This window comes from Kitasatospora sp. NPDC005748 (genome assembly GCF_040630735.1).
In the GTDB taxonomy this organism is placed as follows: domain Bacteria; phylum Actinomycetota; class Actinomycetes; order Streptomycetales; family Streptomycetaceae; genus Kitasatospora.
The window spans coordinates 1-15,857 of the sequence record NZ_JBEXYD010000054.1 but is presented as its reverse complement, the minus strand read 5'-3'; the positions used below and the strand labels follow the sequence as shown (position 1 = coordinate 15,857).

At 73.0% G+C, this 15,857-nt stretch carries 14 protein-coding genes, 1 tRNA gene and 1 pseudogene; 5 read left to right on the top strand and 11 right to left on the bottom strand.

Going from position 1 to position 15,857, the window contains the following annotated elements; genetic code table 11:
- Positions 1-100 precede the first annotated feature (100 nt).
- Positions 101-2,836 (top strand): phosphoenolpyruvate carboxylase, encoded by a 2,736-nt coding sequence (gene ppc / locus ABZ495_RS28950; RefSeq protein ID WP_329492225.1) that lies wholly within the window; start codon positions 101-103, stop codon positions 2,834-2,836.
- Positions 2,837-2,925: 89 nt separating this feature from the next.
- On the opposite strand, the gene ABZ495_RS28945 is transcribed toward ppc, so the two are convergent.
- The 6 genes from ABZ495_RS28945 to ABZ495_RS28920 all read right to left on the bottom strand — a co-directional run bounded on the left by ABZ495_RS28945 (position 2,926) and on the right by ABZ495_RS28920 (position 7,847).
- Positions 2,926-3,252 (bottom strand): hypothetical protein, encoded by a 327-nt coding sequence (locus tag ABZ495_RS28945; protein ID WP_352290665.1) that lies wholly within the window; start codon positions 3,250-3,252, stop codon positions 2,926-2,928.
- Positions 3,253-3,432: 180 nt separating this feature from the next.
- Positions 3,433-4,014 (bottom strand): aminoacyl-tRNA hydrolase, encoded by a 582-nt coding sequence (gene pth, locus ABZ495_RS28940; protein WP_329489320.1) that lies wholly within the window; start codon positions 4,012-4,014, stop codon positions 3,433-3,435.
- A gap of 107 nt (positions 4,015-4,121) precedes the next feature.
- A complete protein-coding gene (locus ABZ495_RS28935) occupies positions 4,122-4,712 on the bottom strand; it encodes a 50S ribosomal protein L25/general stress protein Ctc (protein WP_329489319.1) in 591 nt (196 codons plus the stop codon).
- Between the two features lie 286 nt (positions 4,713-4,998).
- Complete coding sequence (locus ABZ495_RS28930) at positions 4,999-5,976, bottom strand: ribose-phosphate diphosphokinase (protein WP_329489318.1); 978 nt, start codon at positions 5,974-5,976, stop codon at positions 4,999-5,001.
- 201 nt (positions 5,977-6,177) lie between these two features.
- Complete coding sequence (glmU, locus tag ABZ495_RS28925; RefSeq protein WP_352290664.1) at positions 6,178-7,635, bottom strand: bifunctional UDP-N-acetylglucosamine diphosphorylase/glucosamine-1-phosphate N-acetyltransferase GlmU; 1,458 nt, start codon at positions 7,633-7,635, stop codon at positions 6,178-6,180.
- A gap of 138 nt (positions 7,636-7,773) precedes the next feature.
- A tRNA-Gln gene (locus ABZ495_RS28920) sits at positions 7,774-7,847 on the bottom strand.
- Between the two features lie 235 nt (positions 7,848-8,082).
- On the opposite strand from ABZ495_RS28920, the gene ABZ495_RS28915 reads away from it, so the two are divergent.
- Both ABZ495_RS28915 and ABZ495_RS28910 read left to right on the top strand, forming a co-directional pair.
- The gene (locus tag ABZ495_RS28915; RefSeq protein ID WP_359809241.1) at positions 8,083-9,054 is read left to right on the top strand and encodes a fatty acid desaturase; all 972 of its coding nucleotides are present in this window, start codon (positions 8,083-8,085) and stop codon (positions 9,052-9,054) included.
- 95 nt (positions 9,055-9,149) lie between these two features.
- Positions 9,150-9,830 (top strand): TetR/AcrR family transcriptional regulator, encoded by a 681-nt coding sequence (locus ABZ495_RS28910; protein WP_352290676.1) that lies wholly within the window; start codon positions 9,150-9,152, stop codon positions 9,828-9,830.
- 26 nt (positions 9,831-9,856) lie between these two features.
- Here ABZ495_RS28910 and ABZ495_RS28905 read toward each other — a convergent pair whose 3' ends face one another.
- On the bottom strand, positions 9,857-10,681 hold the full coding sequence (locus tag ABZ495_RS28905) for a methyltransferase domain-containing protein (protein ID WP_329489315.1): 825 nt from the start codon (positions 10,679-10,681) through the stop codon (positions 9,857-9,859).
- 111 nt (positions 10,682-10,792) lie between these two features.
- Here ABZ495_RS28905 and ABZ495_RS28900 point away from each other — a divergent pair, with 111 nt between their 5' ends.
- Positions 10,793-11,290 carry a MarR family transcriptional regulator gene (locus tag ABZ495_RS28900; RefSeq protein WP_352290661.1) on the top strand — a complete coding sequence of 166 codons (498 nt, stop codon included), beginning with the start codon at positions 10,793-10,795 and terminating at the stop codon, positions 11,288-11,290.
- An 18-nt stretch (positions 11,291-11,308) separates the two neighbouring features.
- On the opposite strand, the gene ABZ495_RS28895 is transcribed toward ABZ495_RS28900, so the two are convergent.
- From ABZ495_RS28895 to ABZ495_RS28885, 3 genes are all read right to left on the bottom strand, one after another.
- Positions 11,309-12,889, bottom strand: coding sequence for a nucleoside-diphosphate sugar epimerase/dehydratase (locus ABZ495_RS28895; RefSeq protein WP_359809237.1), 1,581 nt, complete (start codon positions 12,887-12,889; stop codon positions 11,309-11,311).
- Positions 12,890-12,950: 61 nt separating this feature from the next.
- Positions 12,951-13,904, bottom strand: a complete 954-nt coding sequence (locus ABZ495_RS28890; protein ID WP_359809236.1) for a response regulator transcription factor — start codon at positions 13,902-13,904, stop codon at positions 12,951-12,953.
- A gap of 313 nt (positions 13,905-14,217) precedes the next feature.
- On the bottom strand, positions 14,218-14,799 hold the full coding sequence (locus ABZ495_RS28885) for an NAD(P)H-dependent oxidoreductase (protein ID WP_359809235.1): 582 nt from the start codon (positions 14,797-14,799) through the stop codon (positions 14,218-14,220).
- 118 nt (positions 14,800-14,917) lie between these two features.
- On the opposite strand from ABZ495_RS28885, the gene ABZ495_RS28880 reads away from it, so the two are divergent.
- Complete coding sequence (locus ABZ495_RS28880) at positions 14,918-15,577, top strand: TetR/AcrR family transcriptional regulator (RefSeq protein ID WP_359838818.1); 660 nt, start codon at positions 14,918-14,920, stop codon at positions 15,575-15,577.
- 157 nt (positions 15,578-15,734) lie between these two features.
- On the opposite strand, the pseudogene ABZ495_RS28875 reads toward ABZ495_RS28880, so the two are convergent.
- A pseudogene (locus ABZ495_RS28875) lies at positions 15,735-15,857 on the bottom strand (UDP-glucose 4-epimerase GalE); the annotation flags it as partial.

Here is a 15,857-nt window from a genome sequence, read left to right as displayed (position 1 = left end):
CCACCACCACAGGGAGCCAGCCGTGACCGCTCCGGTCCCCACCCCGGCGGACAGCCCCAGCCGTGTCGGCCCCGCCGGCGCCGACGCCGACAACACAGCCCTGCGCGCGGACATCCGCCGCCTCGGCGACCTCCTCGGCGAGACGCTGGTCCGCCAGGAGGGCCCCCAGCTGCTGGGCCTGGTCGAACAGGTCCGCCTGCTGAGCCGCACCGACGGCGAGGCCACCGCCGAACTGCTCTCCGACATCGACCTGGACACCGCCGCCAAGCTGGTCCGCGCGTTCTCCACCTACTTCCACCTCGCCAACGTCACCGAGCAGGTGCACCGCGGCCGGGAGCTGGCCACCCGCCGCGCCCGCGAGGGCTCGCTGCTCGCCCAGACCGCGGACCAGCTCGGCGAGGCGGACCCGAAGCACCTCGCGAACACCCTGGCCCACCTGGCCGTCCGCCCGGTCTTCACCGCCCACCCCACCGAGGCCGCCCGCCGCAGCGTCCTCAACAAGCTCCGCCGGATCGGCGAGCTGCTCGACCGGATCCACCGCGAGCAGATCGCCGCCGGCCTCTCGCACGCCGACCAGGCCCGCACCACCTCCGCCAAGCGGCAGGCCGACCGCCGCCTCGCCGAGGTCATCGACCTGCTCTGGCAGACCGACGAGCTGCGGATCGCCCGCCCGGAGCCGACCGACGAGGCCCGCAACGCCGTCTACTACCTGGACGAGCTCTACCGCGAGGCCGTCCCCGAGGTCCTGGAGGAGCTGCACGAGGAGCTCGCCCGGGTCGGCCTCACCCTGCCCGACGGCGTCCGCCCGCTCACCTTCGGCACCTGGATCGGCGGCGACCGCGACGGCAACCCGAACGTCACCCCGCAGGTCACCTGGGACGTCCTGAACCTCCAGCACGAGTACGGCATCAAGGACGCCCTGGCGGCCGTCGACGACCTGCGCAACTCGCTCTCCACCTCCGAGCGCCTGGCCGGCGCCTCGGCCGAGCTGGTCGCCTCGCTCCACGCCGACCTGGACGTGCTCCCCGAGCTGAGCCCGCGCTACAAGCGGATGAACGCCGAGGAGCCCTACCGCCTCAAGGCCACCTGCGTCCGGCTCAAGCTGGAGAACACCCGCGAGCGGCTCGCCCAGGGCACCCCGCACATCGCGGGCCGCGACTACCTCGGCACCCGCGAGCTCGTCGCCGACCTCCGGCTGATCCAGGAGTCGCTCCGCTCCCACCGCGGCGGCCTGATCGCCGACGGGCGGCTCGCCCGCGCCATCCGCACCATCGAGGCCTTCGGCCTCCAGCTCGCCACCATGGACGTCCGCGAGCACGCCGAGGCCCACCACCACGCGCTCGGCCAGCTCTTCGACCGACTCGGCGAGGAGGCCTGGCGCTACGCGGACATGCCCCGCGAGTACCGGCAGAAGCTGCTCGCCAAGGAGCTCCGCTCGCGCCGCCCGCTCGCGCCCACCCCGGCCCCGCTGGACGCCGCGGGCACCAAGACCCTCGGCGTCTTCAACACCATCCGCGAGGGCTTCGAGCGGTTCGGCGACGAGATCGTCGAGAGCTACATCATCTCGATGTGCCAGGGCGCCGACGACGTGTTCGCCGCCACCGTGCTGGCCCGCGAGGCCGGTCTGATCGACCTGCACGCCGGTATCGCCAAGATCGGCATCGTGCCGCTGCTGGAGACCACCGACGAACTCCAGGAGGCCGACCGGATCCTGGACGAGATGCTCTCCGACCCCTCCTACCGGCTGCTCGTCTCGCTGCGCGGCGACGTCCAGGAGGTCATGCTCGGCTACTCCGACTCCTCCAAGTTCGGCGGCATCACCACCTCCCAGTGGGAGATCCACCGCGCCCAGCGCCGGCTGCGCGACGTCGCCCACCGCTACGGGATCCGGCTGCGGCTCTTCCACGGCCGCGGCGGCACCGTCGGCCGCGGCGGCGGCCCCTCGCACGAGGCCATCCTGGCCCAGCCCTGGGGCACCCTGGAGGGCGAGATCAAGGTCACCGAGCAGGGTGAGGTGATCTCCGACAAGTACCTGCTGCCCTCGCTGGCCCGGGAGAACCTGGAACTGACCATCTCGGCCACCCTGTCCGCCTCGGCGCTGCACACCGCCCCGCGCCAGGCCCCCGAGGAGCTGGCCCGCTGGGACGCCGCGATGGACCAGGTCTCGGCGGCCGCGCACACCGCGTACCGCGCCCTGGTCGAGCAGGAGGACCTGCCGAAGTACTTCTTCGCGGCCACCCCGGTCGACCAGCTCGCCTCGCTGCACCTGGGCTCCCGGCCGTCCCGCCGCCCCGACTCGGGCGCGGGCCTGGACGGCCTGCGCGCCATCCCGTGGGTTTTCGGCTGGACCCAGTCCCGCCAGATCGTGCCCGGCTGGTTCGGCGTCGGCGCCGGCCTCGCCGCCGCCCGCGAGGCGGGTCTCGGGGACGTCCTGGACGAGATGTACGGCCAGTGGCACTTCTTCCGCAACTTCCTGTCCAACGTCGCCATGACGCTGGCCAAGACCGACCTGCGGATCGCCCGCCACTACGTCGAGCAGCTGGTGCCCGCCGAGCTGCACCACATCTTCGACCAGATCACCGCCGAGCACGAGCTGACCCTGCGCGAGGTGCTCCGCCTCACCGGGGAGAGCGAACTGCTGGAGCACAACCCGGTGCTGAAGCAGACCTTCACCGTCCGCGACGCCTACCTCGACCCGATCTCCTACCTCCAGGTCGCGCTGCTGCGCCGCCAGCGCGAGGAGGCCTCCACCGGCCGCCCGGAGGACCCGCTGCGGGCCCGCGCCCTGCTGCTGACCGTGAACGGCATCGCCGCCGGCCTGCGCAACACCGGCTGACCGGCACCCGGCACCGCAAGGGCCCGGTGCCGCCCCCTCGGTCGAGGGGGCGGCACCGGGCCCTTCGCGTCACACCAGTCGTACCGTCGTCACTCCACCGGATCGCCCGCGCGCCGGCGCTTCAGCCAGAGGGCCGCGCCGCCCGCCGCCACGACCAGGCCGCCGCCGACGGCCAGCAGGCCCGCGTCACCGCCGACCGAGCCGCCCAGTACCGGGCCGAACTGGGCCGCCGCGGGATCCTGGGACACCACACCGGGATCGGGGTCCGCCACCGTCTCCGCGTGGGCCACGCCACCGCCCGAGAGCAGCACCCCGGCCGCCCCCAGCGCACCGGCCGTGCCGACCTTGCGACCGAGCTTCCTCAGCCGTACCACCCGAACCCGCCGCAGGCGCCGGACCGGCCGCAAACTCCGCATCGAGAACTCCCCAGGACCCGTTCGCGTACGGGCCCGACGCTATCCGATCCGGCACGGGTTTCTCACACCCATTCAGGTTTGGGCGGCCAAGCGTTGTACGACTGTTGCCCAGCCGACCCGCCCACCGCGGCGGGCGGGCAGGGATCCGCTCCCTTGCCGAACAACCGTCCTGACGCTGGATCAGGAGTGGTAGACGCCCTGGGCCCGCTCCAGGCCGTCGGTGAGCAGTGCCTCCACGGCGTCCGCCGAGCGGTCCACGAACCACTCCAGCTCCTTGCGCTCGGTGGCGGAGAAGTCCTTCAGAACGAAGTCCGCGACCTCCATCCGGCCCGGCGGGCGACCGATCCCGCAGCGCACCCGGTAGTACTCCGGGCCCAGCGACTTGGTGATCGACTTCAGCCCGTTGTGGCCGTTGTCGCCGCCGCCGAGCTTCAGCCGCAGCGTCGCGTAGTCGATGTCCAGCTCGTCGTGGACGGCCACCAGGGCCGAGGCCGGCGTCTTGTAGAAGTCCCGCAGGGCGGTCACCGGGCCGCCCGAGAGGTTCATGAAGGTCATCGGCTTGGCCAGCACCACCCGCCGGCCCGCCAGCCGCCCCTCGGCCACCTGCGCGCGGCTCTTGTGCGCCTTGAACCTGGCACCCATCCGCTGCGCCAGCAGGTCCACCACCATGAAGCCGATGTTGTGCCGGTTCCGGGCGTACTGCTCCCCCGGATTGCCCAGCCCGGCCACCAGCCAGGGGCCCTCGTACGCGTCCTCGCTCATCGCATCGCTCCTCGTGCTCTCGCTCGTCGACATCATCCCGGACACACCGCTGCCCCGGCCGCTCCAGTACGGAGCGGCCGGGGCAGCGGTCAGACGGTGCGGGAGGCTCAGGCCTCGGCGCCGGCCTCGGCGGCCTCGGCGTCGGCGTCGGCCTGCGAGGCCTGGGCGCCGATGACCTGCAGCACGACGGTGTCGGCCTCGACGGCCAGCGTGGTGCCCTTGGGCAGCGAGATGTCACCGGCGGTGATCGAGGCACCGGCCTCCAGGCCCTCGACCGAGACGGTCACGGACTCGGGCAGGTGGGTGGCCTCGGCCTCGATCGGCAGCGCGTTGAGGACGTGCTCCAGCAGGTTGCCGCCGGGGGCCAGCTCGCCCTCGGTGAGGACGGGGATCTCGACGGTGACCTTCTCGCCGCGCTTCACGAGGAGCAGGTCGACGTGCTCGATGGTGCGCTTGATGGCCTGGCGCTGGATGGCCTTCGGCAGGACGTACTCGTCCTTGCCCTCGATCGGAACGACCAGCAGGGCGTTCGGGGTCTTGAGGGCCATCATCAGGTCGTGGCCGGGCAGGTTCAGGTGAACCGGGGCGTGGCCGTGGCCGTAGACGACACCGGGGACCAGGCCGGCACGACGGGCCCGGCGGGCAGCGCCCTTACCGAACTCGGAACGGGTCTCAGCGGCGATGCGGATCTCGGACACGACTGCACTCCTCGTGAAAACTGGCGCGGGGGTGCAGGCAACGCGAAAAACCGCCGGGACCACACCCACAGTACGTTCGGGGGTCACTCGGCGGCGTACGACCTCTGCCAACAGCCGGAAGAACCGGCCCCAGCAGCGCGTCGATCACGGAGCACGGGCACCCGACGAGCAGGCACACGGCATCCCTCGCCGAGCATTTTCACGAGTCTAACCGCACCGGTGCCCTCCGACGAAATCGACGGCGGCCCCGGCCCTGTGAGGACCGGGGCCGCCTGCGCGGGCTTCGTCAGTGCACGCCCTCGAACAGGCTGGTGACCGAGCCGTCCTCGAACACCTCGCGGATCGCGGCGGCGATCGACGGGGCGATCGACAGCGTGGTGATCTTGTCCAGCTGGAGCTCGGCCGGGGTCGGCAGGGTGTTCGTGAACACGAACTCGCTGACCCGGGAGTTCTTCAGACGGTCCGCGGCCGGACCGGAGAGCACGCCGTGCGTGGCGGCCACGATCACGTCCGCGGCGCCGTTCTCGAACAGCGCGTCGGCCGCGGCGCAGATGGTGCCGGCGGTGTCGATCATGTCGTCGACCAGGACGCAGACCCGGCCCTTGACGTCACCGACCACCTCGGCGGACAGGATGGTGTTGGCCTGGGTCATGTCGCGGCGCTTGTGGATGATCGCCAGCGGCGCGCCCAGACGGTCCGACCACTGGTCGGCGACCTTCACCCGGCCGGCGTCCGGGGACACCACGGTGAGGCGGTCGCGGTCGACCTTGTCGCCCACGTAGTCCGCCAGCAGCGGCAGCGCGAACAGGTGGTCCACCGGACCGGAGAAGAAGCCCTGGATCTGCGCGGTGTGCAGGTCCACCGCCATGATCCGGTCGGCGCCGGCGCTGGCCAGCAGGTCCGCGATCAGGCGGGCCGAGATGGGCTCGCGGCCCAGGTGCTTCTTGTCCTGGCGGGCGTACCCGTAGAACGGCAGGATCGCGGTGATGCTCCGGGCCGAGGCCCGCTTCAGAGCATCGATCATGATCAGCTGTTCCATGATCCACTGGTTGATGGGAGCCGTGTGGCTCTGCATCACGAAGCAGTCCGCACCGCGCGCGGAGTCCAGGAAGCGGACGTAGATCTCACCGTTGGCGAAGTCCAGGGCCTTGGTCGGGACCAGCTCGGTCCCGAGCGCCTCGGCCACCTCCCTCGCCAGCTCAGGGTGGGCACGGCCGGAGAAGAGCTTGAGTTTCTTCTCACCCGACGTCGTGATCCCGCTCACTGCACCGTCTCCTCGCGTTGCTGACGCTGAACCCGTCCGCACCGCAGGCAGGCACGAGCCCGCTGGCGATAGGGGTCGGGGAAATGTCGGTACGCCTGGACACGGGCGGTAAGCCCAGTGGCGCACGTATGTCCCCAAGGTTACGCGCCCGTGCGGAAACCGTCCGCCCCGGGACCGCCCCTCGGACTCCCACCCGGCCCGTCAGACCTCCGCGGCCCCGTCCGTCGCGGCAGCCGCGGCCTGCGCCGATGCGGTCCCGGGGCGCTTGCGCTCCACCCAGCCCGCGATGTTGCGCTGCTGCGCCCGGCTCACGCCCAGCGCGCCGGGCGGAACGTCGCCGGTGATCACCGAGCCGGCCCCGGTGTAGGCGCCGTCACCGACCGTCACCGGGGCGATGAACATGTTGTCCGAGCCGGTCCGGCAGTGCGCGCCGATCACCGTGCGGTGCTTGTTCACCCCGTCGTAGTTCACCGTGACGGAGGCCGCGCCGATGTTGCTGCCCTCGCCGATGGTGGCGTCCCCGATGTAGGACAGGTGCGGCACCTTGGCGCCCTCGCCCAGCTCCGAGTTCTTCACCTCGACGTAGGTGCCGACCTTCGCCTTGCGCCCGAGCCTCGCCCCCGGCCGCAGGTAGGCGTACGGGCCGGCGGTGGCGAAGTCGCCCACCTCGGCGCCGTCCGCCGTGGTGTTGCTCACACGCGCGCCGGCGCCGATCCGGGTGTCCTTGAGCGTCGAGTTCGGGCCCACCTCGCAGCCCTCGCCCAGATGGGTGAGGCCCTGCAGCTGGGTGCCCGGCAGGACCACCGCGTCCGGCTCGTAGGACACCTGGACGTCGAACCAGGTGGTCGCCGGGTCCACCACCGTGACGCCGGCGCGCATCGCCCGCTCCAGCAGGCGGTCGTTCAGCAGGCGCCGGGCCTGGGCCAGCTGCACCCGGTCGTTGATGCCGAGGATGTCGCGGTAGTCCGCGGCCACCACGGCGCCGACCCGGTGGCCGGCCGTCCGCAGGATCTCCAGGGTGTCGGTGAGGTACTCCTCGCCCTGGACGTTGTCGGTGGTGACCCGGGACAGCGCCTCGGCCAGCAGCTTGGCGTCGAAGGCGAAGACCCCGGAGTTGATCTCGTCGACCGCCCGCTGGGCGTCCGAGGCGTCCTTCTCCTCGACGATCGAGGCGACGGCGCCGTCCGCCTCGTCCCGCAGGATCCGCCCGTAGCCGAACGGGTCCGGGACGACGGCCGTCAGGACGGTGACGCCGTTGCCCTGTTCGGCGTGCGCGCCGGCGAGGGCCGCCAGCGTCGCGCCGGTCAGCAGCGGCGCGTCCCCGGTGGTGACGATCACCGTGCCGTCCAGCTCCACGCCGTCGGCCGCCAGGGCCTCCAACGCGGTGCGGACGGCGTGCCCGGTGCCCTTCTGCTCCTCCTGCACCACAGCGCGCGCCGCCGGGTAGTGCGCCCCCAGGTGCTCCTGCACCTTCTCCCGCATGTGCCCGACCACGACGACCAGCTGCTGCGGAGTCAACTCCTGTGCTGCCGCGACCGCATGGCCCACCAGCGACCGCCCGCAGACCTCGTGCAGCACCTTGGGCAGGCTGTTCGACTTCATCCTGGTCCCGCCACCGGCGGCAAGCACGACAACGGCGGCAGGCGAATTGGCACTCACGGGGGGAGGCTCCTCAGTCGGTTCACAGAGAGGGCAGTGCAGCCCGGCCGGGACCCAGGCCGGTCGCCTTCGCACAGTCCGCCGAGCAGCCCCGACAATACCGGGGGGCGGGGGATGCGCCCGAAACAGAGCGCCCGCTGGCTCCGCCGCTAGGATTCGAACCCAGACAAAGGCCTCCAAAGGGCCCTGTGCTGCCATTACACCACGGCGGATCGATCATCAACTCGCAGCGCCCGAGGCGCTCCGACACAGCCTAAGGGTTGCGGCCGCATAGCTCCACCACCCCGGCGCGGCCGGCCCGGCCCGCGCGGATCCGGGCGTTGTCCATCCAGTCGGGTGAAATACGCCGAGCCGCCCGCGGCCACGTATTCCCCTGACGGCCGAACGCAACCTACGATGCCGTAGGTTACGCAGACGTAACCTCCACCCCGCCCTCAAGGGACACCCATGACCATCCAGGCCGGCGAGGCGCGCGCCGATACCGCGCACTCCATCGATCCCGCCCCGACCCTGCTCTCCGCCACCCGCGGCGGGGAGAACCAGGGCCTCGCCGAGCGGGTCGCGCTCGGGCTGTTCATCGCCGTGCCGTTCGCCGCCCTGCTGGCGGCCGTGCCGGTGGCCTGGGGCTGGGGCCTGGGGTGGACCGATCTCGCGATCGCCACCGTCATGTACTTCCTCACCTGCCACGGCATCACGATCGGCTACCACCGCTACTTCACCCACGGCTCCTTCAAGGCCAACCGGGTCCTGCGGATCGCCCTCGCGGTGGCCGGGTCGCTGGCCATCGAGGGCCCGCTGGTCCGCTGGGTGGCCGACCACCGCAAGCACCACCGGTACAGCGACAAGGACGGCGACCCGCACTCGCCGTGGCGCTACGGCGAGACCGTCCCGGCCCTGCTCAAGGGCCTCTGGTGGGCGCACATGGGCTGGCTCTTCGACGAGGAGCAGACCCCGCAGCTCAAGTACGCGCCGGACCTCGTGGACGATCCGGCCATAAGGCGGATCTCCCGGCTGTTCTGGCTCTGGACCTCGCTCTCGATGCTGATCCCGCCGCTGGTCGGCGGGCTGGTCACGCTCTCCTGGCAGGGTGCGCTCTCCGCCTTCTTCTGGGGTTCACTGGTCCGGGTCGCCCTGCTGCACCACGTCACCTGGTCGATCAACTCGATCTGCCACGCGCTCGGCAACCGCCCGTTCCGCTCCCGCGACCGCTCCGGGAACGTCTGGTGGCTGGCGGTGCTCTCCTGCGGCGAGTCCTGGCACAACCTGCACCACGCGGACCCGACCTCGGCCCGGCACGGCGTGCTGCGCGGGCAGGTCGACTCCTCGGCCCGGCTGATCCGCTGGTTCGAGCTGGCCGGCTGGGCCCGGGACGTCCGCTGGCCGGACGCGGAGCGGATCGCCGCCCGCCGCGCCGCATGAGGGCTCGCCTGCAGCATGATGTAGGGGTGAACGGGAGCAGCGCAGACAGCACAGGCGGCCACGAGAGCCCGCGGACGGACGCCGCACCCGATCCGGTGCAGGCCCGTCCGCGTGCCGCTGCCCCGGCGGGCGCCGCGGCGCCCGCGGGCCGCCGCCGCAGCGGCCGGGTGCGGATGACCGGGAAGCAGCGGCGGGAGCAGCTGCTGGAGATCGGCCGGTCGGTGTTCGCGGAGCGCGGCTACGACGGCACCTCGGTCGAGGAGATCGCCGAGCGGGCCGGGGTGTCCAAGCCGGTGGTGTACGAGCACTTCGGGGGCAAGGAGGGGCTCTACGCGGTGGTCGTGGACCGCGAGATGCAGCTGCTGCTGGACATGGTGACGGGGGCGCTGACCGGCGGGCACTCGCGGGAGCTGCTGGAGCAGGCGGCGTTCGCGCTGATGGACTACATCGACACGTCCACGGACGGCTTCAAGATCCTGGTCCGGGACTCCCCGGTGGCCCAGTCGACCGGCACCTTCGCCTCGCTGATCAGCGACATCGCGACGCAGGTCGAGGACATCCTGGGCCTGGAGTTCAAGGCGCGGGGCTTCGACGCGCGCCTCGCCCCGATGTACTCGCAGATGCTGGTGGGCATGGTCGCGCTGACCGGCCAGTGGTGGCTGGAGGTGCGCAAGCCGCAGAAGGCCGAGGTCGCCGCCCATCTGGTGAACCTCGCCTGGCACGGCCTGGAGGGGATGGAGCGCCACCCCAAGCTGGTCGGCGACCGCAAGTCCTAGCCCGGGCCGCCGCCACCGTCCGGCCGCTACCGCTTCACCCCGACGGCGAAGATCCGCCGGAACGGGAAGACCGTGCCGTACGGGCCGGCGGGGTAGGCCTCGCGGAGCAGGGCCCCGTACTCGGCGAGGAAGGCCGCCCGCTCGGCCGGGTCGGTGAGCCGGGTCAGCACCGGCCGCAGGGCGGTGCCCTTGACCCACTCCAGGACCGGGTCCGCCCCGGGGAGCAGGGTGCTGTAGGTGGTCTCCCAGACGTCGGCGGCGCAGCCGGCCCCGGCCAGGGCCGCCAGGTAGGCGCCGGGTTCGTGGACGCCGGCCCGGGTGGCGCCCTCGCCCAGGGCGTCCCGCCAGCGGGGGCTGCGGCGGAGCCCGGCGAGCAGGGTGTGGCTGGGCGAGTCGAAGTTGCCGGGCACCTGGAAGGCGATCACGCCGCCCGGCTCCAGCGCCGCCGCCCAGCGGGGCAGCAGGTCGAGGTGCCCGGCGGGGCCGGCGGCCCCGTGCTCCGGGGTGAAGCCGATCCACTGCAGCGCCGCGTTGGAGACGATCAGGTCCGGTGCGGCCGGGGCCGGGTCGTAGCCGCGGGCGTCGGCGAGCAGGTAGTCCGCGGTGGGCTCGCCCTCGGCGCGGGCGGTGGCGAGCATCTCGGCGGAGTTGTCGAGGCCGGTGATCCGGGCTCCGGGCCAGCGTTCGCGCAGGACGGCGGTGGAGTTGCCGGGGCCGCAGCCGATGTCCAGGATCCTGGCGGCCGGTTCGTGCGGGAGGACGGGGACGCGGGCGAGCAGGTCGCGCAGCGGGCGGGTCCGTTCGTCGGCGAAGCGCAGGTACTGCTCCGGGTCCCAGACGGGGGTGCTCATGGTCGACCTCGCAAGTATCTCGACATCAAGATATCCAGTCGCAGGTTCCACGTTACATTTCTCGATGTCAAGAGACTTCACATCGACACATCCCCCGATACACTGATCGTCATGGAGGACGAGGTCGACCGCCTGGTCGCAGCATGGCGCCGAGAGCGCCCCGACCTCGACGTGGAACCACTTGAGGTGCTCAGCCGGGTCAGCCGACTCGCCCGGCACCTCGACCGCGCCCGCCGGACGGCCTTCGCCGAGCACGGGCTGGAGCCCTGGGAGTTCGACGTCCTGACCGCACTGCGGCGCGCCGGCTCCCCCTACCAGCTCTCCCCCGGCCAGCTGCTCACCCAGACCCTGGTCACCTCCGGCACCATGACCAACCGGATCGACCGGCTCACCGGCAAGGGCCTGGTCAAGCGCCTGCCCGATCCGGACGACCGGCGCGGCGTGCTGGTCCGGCTCACCGAGGACGGCCGCGACCGGGCCGACCAGGCGCTCGCCGGGCTGCTGGCCCACGAACGCGAGCTGCTGGCCCAGCTCACCGGCGCCCAGCAGGGCGAACTCGCCGGACTGCTGCGGCAGCTGGTCGCCCCCTTCGACAACATCCCGAGCTGACCGCCGCCCGGTCCGCCGTCAGAAGCCGTCCGGGTACGGGGAACTGAGCGCGGGCACCGGGGCCGGCTCGGCCTCCGCGGTGCGGTAGCCGGGCAGCAGCTCGGCCAGCCGCCGGCGCACCTCCCCGTCGCTGTTGCCGACCGCCGCCGCGTACAGGCCCGTCAGACCGCCCGCGAGGTCCTCGGGGCCGCCTCCGCACCCGGCCACGGTCGCGTAGATCCGGGCGTGCGCGGTGGGCAGCCGCTCCTCGCCCTCCGAGAACAGCGCCTCGTTCAGCTTCTCGCCCGCCCGCAGCCCGGTGAAGCGGATCTCCACCTCGTCCCGGCCCAGTTGCACCTGCTCGGCGAAGTTGTGGACCAGGTCGACGATCCGCACCGGATCGCCCATGTCGAGCACGAACACCTCACCGCCGCGGGCCATCCGGCCGGACTCCAGCACCAGACCGACGGCCTCCTCGATGGTCATGAAGAACCGCGTCACATCGGGGTGGGTGATGGTCACCGGGACGCCGCTGCGCAGCTGCTCGGCCAGCACCGACAGCAGCGAACCGCGCGAGCCCAGCACGTTGCCGAACCGGACCGCCGAGAACACCCCGGTGCCCAGGTTGCGCGCGTCCCGGGCGTTCGCCTGCACGATCAGCTCGGCCAGCCGCTTGCTGGCGCCGAGCACCGAGGTCGGATCGGCCGCCTTGTCGGTGGAGATCAGCACGAACCGCTCGACACCGGTGGCCAGCGCCGCCTCCACCAGGTGGTCGGTGCCCAGCACGTTGGACTTGACCGCCTCGCTGGGGTGGCGCTCCAGCAGCGGAAGGTGCTTGTGCGCGGCCGCGTGGAAGACCACCTCGGGCTTCAGGTCGCGGAAGATCTGCTGGATCCGCGGCCGGTCCCGGATGTCCGCGATCACCAGGGACTCGTCGGTCAGCAGCGCCTCACCCCAGATCTCCAGCTGGAGCCGGTGCAGGTTGGACTCGTCGTGGTCCAGCATGTAGAGCGCGCTGGGATTGAACGCGTGGACCTGGCGGCAGAGTTCGCTGCCGATCGAGCCGCCGGCCCCGGTCACCAGCACCCGGCGGCCCTCGATCACGTCCCGCACGTCGGCGGAGACCACGTGGACCTCGCGCCGCCCGATCAGCCGGTTGACGTCCAGGCTGCGCATGTCCGAGCCGACCACCTCACGGCGCAGCGCGGCCAGGAAGGACGGCAGGTAGCGGACGGCGGCGCCGGCCGCGGCGGCGGCGGTCGCCAGCGCCCGGACCCGCTGCGGGGCCAGGCCGGGGATGGCGAGCGCGACCACCTGGACGCGGTGGCGGACGGCGAGCTCGGTGAGCTCGGCGAGGGTCCCGAGGACGGGGACGCCGCCCACGACCCGGCCCGCCTTGGCCGGGTCGTCGTCGAGCAGGCCGATCGGGTCGAGGCCGAACTCCGGTGTCCGGCCGAGGTCGCGGACCAGCGCCGTCCCGGCCGCACCGGCTCCGACGATCAGCGTGCGCAGGCCCGTCGGCGGTGTCGCGGCCGCGGTGGCCGTGGCGGGCGAAGGGGCCTCCCCACTCGGGCCGGACCGGGCTGCGTGCGGGCGTGCGGAAGTGCTGTGCGGCGACATCTGTCCTCCGGATTTCCCTGACCTGACGGACCTGAGCCGGTACCTGGGTGTGACGGGCGGATCAGCCGGCGCCGGGAGCTGTGGTCGAGGCGACGGACGGCGGGGCAGTGGGCGCGGCCGGCTCGGAGGGGCTGACGCCCGCCCGCCGGGCGACCGCGACGGCGGCCAGGGTGGAGTGCACCCCGAGCTTGCCGAGGACGTTCTGCATGTGGGTGCGCACGGTGTGCGGGGAGAGGTAGAGCCGTTCGGCGACGGCCTGCCGGCCCAGGCCGGCCACCATGCAGCGCAGGATCTGCTTCTCCCGGGGGGTGAGCGTGTCGACCAGGCGCTCGCTCTCGGTGCGGTCCCGCCGGGCGGTGGTGAGCTCCCGGATGACACCGGTCAGCAGGGCGGGCGGCAGATGCGTCTCGTCGCGCAGCACGCCCCGGACCACGGCCAGCAGGCGGGCCAGCGAACTCTCCTTGGCCACCCACCCGGTGGCGCCGGCGTGCAGGGCGCGGGCGGCGCGCAGCGGGTCGTCGGCGGCGGCCAGGACGATCGCCCGCAGCGCGGGATGGTGGCGGCGGACCCGGGCGAGCAGGGTGATCCCGTCGGGCGCCGGGGCGGCGTGGTACCGGTCGGGCGGATACGGCCCGGGCGGGTACGGGGCGGGCGGGCAGGCCGCGGCAGGGGCGCCGCGGGCCGGGACACCGGGGCCGGCGGGCGGCCCGGGTGCGGCGGCCGGGCGGCGGGGCGCGGGCAGCGTCACCGGCGGGCGCCGTCGCAGGGCCTCGGGCGGGTCGGCCCCGGGCTGGCGCGGTGTGCGCGCTCCGTCGGCGTCGGCACCGAGGTCGGCATCGATCAGGACGACGTCGAAGGCCCGGCCCTCGGTGGCGGCACGCTCCAGGGCACGCTCGGCGGCGGCCGCGCTGCCGGCCGCGCCGACCTCCACATCGGGCTCGGCGGCGAGCGCCGCAGCCAGCGCCTCGGCGAAGATCCGGTGGTCGTCGACCACCAGGACGCGGATCCGCCCCATCGTCACTCCCCCCTGTTCGGCCGAGCTGCGCCCGGGGCGCCGGCGCGGACCACCGCCGTGGCCCGGGTCCTGCTCCGCCGCCCACCCCCCGGCTCCCGGGAGGACCAAAGCACCGACCCCCACCGGTACCGGAATCAGCGTACGGGGTGGGGGGCGGCCCGGTGGGGGTTTGGTGAAGTTTCGTCAGGAGGTGCGGACTTGGCGTGATTCGGCGACGGCGCTGCCTCCCGGCGGGCGGCGGTGACCGGGGTGGTGGCGGCCCGGGCGACGCCGTGGAGGGGGCGGCCCGGGTGTCCCGGCGACCGGCGGCCGGTCAGGCGCCGTAGGGGCGGACGGCGCGGGCGTCCCGCAGCGCGTGGGCCCACCAGGTGAGCTGGTCGAGCATGCCCTTGGCGGCGCCGGTCGGGACGGTCGGGTCGACGGGCTCGCCGTCCTCCCCGAAGGCGCCCCAGACGCTGTGGAAGCTGACGGAGTCCCGGACGGTGACGGTGTGCAGCTCGGCGAAGATCAGCCGGAGCTGCTCGACCGCGCGCAGCCCGCCGCCGAGGCCGCCGTACGAGACGAAGCCGACCGGCTTGGCCTGCCACTCGGCGCGGTGCCAGTCGATGGCGTTCTTCAGCACGGCGGGGAAGCTGTGGTTGTACTCGGGCGTGATCACCACGAACGCGTCGGCGGCGGCCAGCCGGGGCGAGAGCGCGGCGAGGCACTCGGCCTGCTCGGCCGTGGGCTCCTCGCCCAGGTGCGGCAGCGGATGGTCGGCCAGGTCGATGACATCGAGATCGAGATCGGCCCGCTGCCCGGCGGTGCGCACGAACCACTCGGCGACGGTGGGCGCGACGCGGCCCGGGCGGTTGCTGCCGACGATGACGGCGACGCGGTACGGGGTCTCGGACATGACGGTCTCCGGGAGTTGGTCTCTGCGGTCACCGCCCGATCGGACGGCCCGTCAGGTAAAGTACAACGTTCATGGCAATAGGTACAACGCTTATGGCAAACTTCTCGGGAGCCCCTCGATGACCGGTGAGAACGACACCCCGACCGCGCCCCGCCGAGGACTGGCCGAGAAGCGACAGGCCATCACCCGGGCCGCCCGGGCGGTCTTCGGCCGGGACGGCTACTCCCGCGCCGGCATCGACGCCATCGCGGCCGAGGCGGGGGTGTCCACCCGCACCATCTACAACCACTTCGCCGGCAAGGAGCTGCTCTTCCGGACCGTCGTCCAGGAGAGCACCGGACAGGTCGGGAACGCCCAGCTGGAGGTCATCGACCGCCACCTGGCCAAGGTCACCGACCTGGAGTCGGACCTCGTCGCGCTGGGCCTGGCCTGGGTGGGATCGCTGACGGCGTTCTCCGACCACTTCGCGCTGGTCCGGCAGATCAACGCCGAGGCGGCGCACCTCCCGAAGGACCTGCTGGAGGCCTGGCAGGCCGCCGGGCCGCGTCGGGCCGTGGTCGAACTCGGCTGCCGGTTCGGCGGGTTGGCCGACCGCGGACTGCTGGACGCCCCCGATCCGGAGCGCGCCGCGCAGCACTTCGTCCTGCTCGTCGGCAGCGAGATCACCCAGCGTTCCTACTGGGGGGCGTTCCCGCTCGCCCCGGCGGAGACCGAGGAGCTCGTCACCACCGGCGTGCGGACCTTCCTGCGCGCCTATGCCGCGCGCCCGGCGCACTGACCACCGACAGACCGGCGCCCTGCTCGCGACGGGCGCACCGGCGAGCGGCGGGAACGGCGAAGCGCCGCGCCCCCGGGGTGGGGAGCGGCGCTTCGTTCACGGCACGGGCCGACGACCGCGGGCCGACGAGGGCGGGCCGACGACCGCGGGCCGAGGCCTAGAGGCCGTTCTTCTCCAGGGTGAACTTCCAGGCGTCGGCGACGATGTCGTCGAGGTTGGGGCGCTTGGGGGTCCAGCCGAGCCTCCGGTGGGCGCGCTCGGCGGAGGCCACCAGGACGGC

What these genes read in the sequence shown, in the direction of transcription:
- ABZ495_RS28915 (WP_359809241.1), top strand. Translation starts at nt 8,083, where the DNA reads ATGACCATCCAGGCCGGCGAGGCGCGCGCCGATACCGCGCACTCCATC.
- ABZ495_RS28885 (WP_359809235.1), bottom strand. Translation starts at nt 14,799, where the DNA reads ATGTCCGAGACCCCGTACCGCGTCGCCGTCATCGTCGGCAGCAACCGC.
- ABZ495_RS28895 (WP_359809237.1), bottom strand. Translation starts at nt 12,889, where the DNA reads ATGTCGCCGCACAGCACTTCCGCACGCCCGCACGCAGCCCGGTCCGGC.
- ABZ495_RS28945 (WP_352290665.1), bottom strand. Translation starts at nt 3,252, where the DNA reads ATGCGGAGTTTGCGGCCGGTCCGGCGCCTGCGGCGGGTTCGGGTGGTA.
- pth (WP_329489320.1), bottom strand. Translation starts at nt 4,014, where the DNA reads ATGAGCGAGGACGCGTACGAGGGCCCCTGGCTGGTGGCCGGGCTGGGC.
- ABZ495_RS28905 (WP_329489315.1), bottom strand. Translation starts at nt 10,681, where the DNA reads ATGAGCACCCCCGTCTGGGACCCGGAGCAGTACCTGCGCTTCGCCGAC.
- ABZ495_RS28880 (WP_359838818.1), top strand. Translation starts at nt 14,918, where the DNA reads ATGACCGGTGAGAACGACACCCCGACCGCGCCCCGCCGAGGACTGGCC.
- ABZ495_RS28900 (WP_352290661.1), top strand. Translation starts at nt 10,793, where the DNA reads ATGGAGGACGAGGTCGACCGCCTGGTCGCAGCATGGCGCCGAGAGCGC.
- ABZ495_RS28890 (WP_359809236.1), bottom strand. Translation starts at nt 13,904, where the DNA reads ATGGGGCGGATCCGCGTCCTGGTGGTCGACGACCACCGGATCTTCGCC.